The sequence below is a fragment of the Anaerotignum lactatifermentans genome (assembly GCF_014982935.1).
Lineage (GTDB): Bacteria > Bacillota > Clostridia > Lachnospirales > Anaerotignaceae > Anaerotignum > Anaerotignum lactatifermentans.
In genome coordinates, this window is the sequence record NZ_JADCKK010000101.1 from 1 (window position 1) to 4627 (window position 4627).

The window sequence follows — 4627 nt, forward strand, 5'->3', positions numbered from 1 at the left end:
ATAATAACCATCGAATCAAAGCAAAGTTAAAGGGCTTGCCACCTGCAATTTACAGACAACAAGCCCTTCTGGCTTCTTAAACAATTTTAATTTGAAAATATTGTCTAACTTTTTGGGTGCAGTTCAGTCATAGGATTTCAGCTTTCTTTTTTTCTATGTTTTCTGAAAGGGAATCTGTCTTTTTTTTGAAATGATTTCCGAACATAAAAAATCCCCATTTCTTTGTGCAATTTATTTGCCTGAGAAATGGGGATATGTTTTTTTCAGGGTGTTTGTTATCTGCCGATGGAGCGTTTGTAAGCTTCTACATCTTCGTCAGTCAAAGGCTGTACTTCAGACAGATCCATCCAACGTACCCAGATTCTGCCCTGGAGACCTTTGATATCCAGTGGAGCGTCGAACTGATCTTTGTCAATGCCGATGACGGTATCGTTGTCGCCGTTGAACATGATTTCGAAAGGTTTATACTGACCATCTTCAAATACCAGCATCTGTGTGCTGTAGAAGTTCAGGTAACCAGCTTCGCTCAGCAGATGTTTTTCCAGACTTTCCAGATCAGGGAAAGTTACGACAACCCATTCACCAGTTGTATCGGAAAAATCATACAGCTGCAAACCGTGGAAATCCAGTTCTTCTTCACCGGTAGCACCTTTGTTATCATCTGCCAGACCTTTCATGGCAACGGGTGCACCGTTTTTGCCGTCACGCAGAATCTGTGTGCCGGGCAGGAAACAATCTACAAACGCCTGAATTTCACGATCTCTGAATTTATCTCTTACAGCCCAGAAATCACCATTATCATAAGAAAGACCGCCAACTTCTTCCAAAAAATCTCTAAGTGTACGAATCATATGCCTTACCTCCGTTAAAAATTTGACATCTTCTCTATACATTTAATAGCATTTTTACCGTTCTGTCAATAGGCAAATCTGCCGTTTCCCACTGAAAATATTCTTCTGGAACATCGCCGCCAAATACGGTATCTACAAGCATGATTTTCCGCGTCATGGGAATGCTTTCTTCATGAAGGGGATTGACAATACGAATCTCCAGAGAAATATTGATCCAGATTTGAAAATGCATTTGATTGATGCCGCTGCTTTCCATTTTTGTTTCATAATCAACCTCTGCGGCGCCTTTGGGTTCCATAGAAAAGGGAATGTCAGGTCCCCAGTTTGCAAACAGTTCCACACCGCTGATGCTGCCTAAAGGAACGTTGATTTTCTCGTTGTTCAGCTGTTCCAGTTCTTTGGTGATTTCGCTGCTGAGGGTGGTGCAGAAGCGGTTGATGGCGATGGTGTCGGCAGAAATTCCATCAGGATTGCTTTTATTTGCAAAATAAAAATCTTCCGCTTCCATAGAAAGTTCTGCAAGGGTACGTTCTAACGCAGTATCAATGACGCGGTTTGCCGCTGTTTTGGACTCTAGCTTGGACATTTCCTCTGCAATCTCTGTTAAACGCAAGTCAAAGAATCGCAGTCCTATGCCAAGTGTTATGCCGATGGTGATAATCAGCAGCAGTGTTGACCAGTGAAAAGTGCGTTTTTTTCTGCGTCTGGCACCCATGGTATTCACCCCCTGATTCTATTGTATGGCATCACGCGGAATTTAGTCTGAAAACAATGAAAAAATGGGTTTTTCACGCCAAAATCATGCGTTTTTAATACAATTTTAGGAATTGCGTTTGAAATTCTATATAATTTTACTTTATCTCTGTCGTAAAATCTGTTATAATCAACGGATAAAGGAGGGTTAAAGATGAGTGATTCTCAACAAAGAAGACGCCCACACAGTCGTCCTGAGTCTGATCACGGCAGCAGCAGTAGCAGACGCAGAAGTACCCGTCCGCATCCCAATGCCCGACGCGGCAGGAAACGGAGAAGAAGAGGTACAGGAAAAAAGATTTCTAAAATATTGATTGTGTTGGTAGTCTTAGTTGGTTTTGCAGTTGCAGGCGCTGGTCTTGGCACCGTATTTGGCATATTGCAAAGTACAGATATGCTCAATACGTCAGATGTTATGCCCCAGTCCTACACTTCCATTGTCTATGATGACGCCGGAACGGAAGTGGATAAACTGCATGGCAACGAAAACAGGGAATATGTGAATCTGGATGAAATCCCATTACACATGCAGCATGCTGTGGTTGCCATTGAAGACGAACGTTTTTATGAGCATGGCGGTATTGATATGCGCGGTATTTTCCGTGCCTTGGTGGAAAATATCAAAACCATGAGCTTCCGTCAGGGCGCAAGTACCATTACCCAGCAGCTGATTAAGAATGAAGTGCTGACCAATGAAAAAAGCATTGTCAGAAAAGTCAAAGAACAATTCCTTGCATTGAATCTGGAAGATACACTGGAAAAACAGCTTGGTTCCAAAGAAGCGGCAAAAGATTATATTTTGGAATTATACTTGAATACCATTGCTTTGAGCCATGGTTTGAATGGTGTCGAAGCGGCTTCGCAGTATTATTTCGGAAAACATGTCAGTGACCTGACCTTGGCGGAAAGCGCCTGCATTGCTTCCATTACCAATAATCCAAGCCTGTATGCGCCGGATTCTCAGCCGGAAAATAATAAGAAAAGACAGACATTGGTTCTGGATAAGATGTTAGAACTGGGATATATTACCCAGGAAGAGCATGATGAAGCTTTGGCAGAAGATGTATATGCAAATCTGGTGTGCACCAATCAGGAAGAATCCACTGGTGTTGCAAACCACAACTACTTTGTGGAAGCTATGATTGACCAGTTGGCAGAAGACCTTCAGGAAGAACTGGGTTACACATCTGCCCAGGCTTATAAGATGATTTACAACAATGGTCTGGAAATTCATACGACCATGAATACAGAAATGCAGGCAATACTGGATGAAACCTTTACAGATGACAGTATGTTCCCGCCCAGTGATGGTACGCTGGATGTCACATATCTGATTTCTGTTGCAGATACTTCCAAGCCTGTCAGTGGTCCAGATGATACTTCCAATCAGTCTCACTATGAACGGAAAACGACTGTTACCAGTGAAGACGAAGTAGATGCTTTTGTAGAATCTGTAAAAGACGAGCTGCTGGACGATACCCATCAGCTGGTTCTGGATAAAGTAACCGTATCCAAATCCCTGCAGTCTGCTATGGTCATCATGGACCAGAGCAACGGGCAGGTAAAAGCACTGGTAGGCGGACGCGGTCAGAAACCCGGCGACTCCGTATTTAACCGTGCGACACAGGGTCTTCGTCAGCAGGGTTCCGCTATGAAGATACTGGCTTCTTACGCACCTGCAATCGATACAGGTCTGTTGATGCCCGGTTCCATCATCGTGGACGAGCCTGTAACTTATGGTTCTTGGTCACCTAGGAACTGGCAGGGACGTTTCTTTGGTCCTTTGACAGTCAGAGAAGGTATCCGGGATTCCATGAACGTATTGGCCGTGAAAGCCTTTATGATGGTTGGTGCAGAAACATCCTTTGAATATATGAAGAGTATGGGTCTGGAACATCTGGTGGAAGAAGATAAGGCAGCAACCACTGCCCTCGGTGGTCTGACACAGGGTGTGTCTGTTATGGAAATGACAGGAGCATACGCATGTATCGCGAATGGCGGCACATACTATGAACCTACTTATTACACAGTGGTATATGATCACGATGGCAATGTACTTCTGGATAACAGAGAAAAAGAAGGTACACGTGTTCTGAAAGAAACAACTGCATACCTTCTGACAGATATGATGGAAGATGTTATCACCAGCGGTACAGGTACTGCGGCACAGATCAGCGGAATGACGGTTGCCGGTAAAACTGGTACCACCAGTGATAATGTGGACTTGACTTTCTATGGATATACGCCTTATTATACGGCAGGTATCTGGATGGGCTATGATACGTCGAAAGAGATGACAAATGTCTCCGGCAGTGCCCATTTGAAGATATGGAAGCATGTCATGAGTCAGATTCACGCAAATCTGCCCAATAAAGAATTTACAAGACCAGACGGCATCGTAACGCTGTCTGTCTGCGCGGCAAGTGGTGCGCAGCCTTCCAGTCTGTGCAGTCAGGACTATTATGGTTACTCAGCACGTTCGGACCTGGCAGCTGCGGACTTCCAGAGAGATGATTCCGTATGTACCCTTCATAAGTCTTACACCGTTTGCTCCGAAACAGGCAAACTGGCAGGACCGAATTGCCCGAACCCCATCAGCGTGGTTGTGGCAGTGAAGGATGGACAGATCCTTGGCAAACCAAGTGAAGTTCCAGAAGGCAAACTGGATATTGATGTCAGTCAGGAATGTACTTCCGATCATATTGTAGAACCTACAACACCGGAAGAAACAACTCCTGGAACAGATAATGAAGGAACCACAACAGATCCTTCTACAGGAACAGGTGACAACAATTCAACAGAAACCACAACGCCTACCAATCCTGTAGATGATCCAAACTTCGGAATTCAATAAGAAATAAGATATATAGCTGGAATCTTCGGATTCCAGCTATCCTATTATTACTTTAGTGCTGAAGGCTGCAAAGCAGCCTTTAACAACCGCCCGCTCTGCGGGTGAGATTAAAGCTTAAGCAAAAAGCATCGTCCTTGTTGTAAAATAAGGGTGTTCAAGCCTAAATATT

At 44.0% G+C, this 4627-nt stretch carries 4 protein-coding genes; 2 read left to right on the forward strand and 2 right to left on the reverse strand.

Going from position 1 to position 4627, the window contains the following annotated elements; genetic code table 11:
• Window positions 1–80: IS3 family transposase (locus tag INF29_RS15435; protein WP_408626509.1), on the forward strand; the 80-nt coding region annotated here is incomplete at its 5' end.
• Window positions 81–275: 195 nt separating this feature from the next.
• On the opposite strand, the gene INF29_RS13815 is transcribed toward INF29_RS15435, so the two are convergent.
• Both INF29_RS13815 and yunB read right to left on the reverse strand, forming a co-directional pair.
• Window positions 276–851 carry a hypothetical protein gene (locus tag INF29_RS13815; RefSeq protein ID WP_072851978.1) on the reverse strand — a complete coding sequence of 192 codons (576 nt, stop codon included), beginning with the start codon at window positions 849–851 and terminating at the stop codon, window positions 276–278.
• 34 nt (window positions 852–885) lie between these two features.
• On the reverse strand, window positions 886–1566 hold the full coding sequence (gene yunB / locus INF29_RS13820) for a sporulation protein YunB (RefSeq protein WP_193487295.1): 681 nt from the start codon (window positions 1564–1566) through the stop codon (window positions 886–888).
• Window positions 1567–1758: 192 nt separating this feature from the next.
• Here yunB and INF29_RS13825 point away from each other — a divergent pair, with 192 nt between their 5' ends.
• Entirely contained in the window at window positions 1759–4458 is a 2700-nt protein-coding gene (locus INF29_RS13825; protein ID WP_193487297.1) for a transglycosylase domain-containing protein, read from the forward strand.
• Window positions 4459–4627 lie beyond the last annotated feature (169 nt).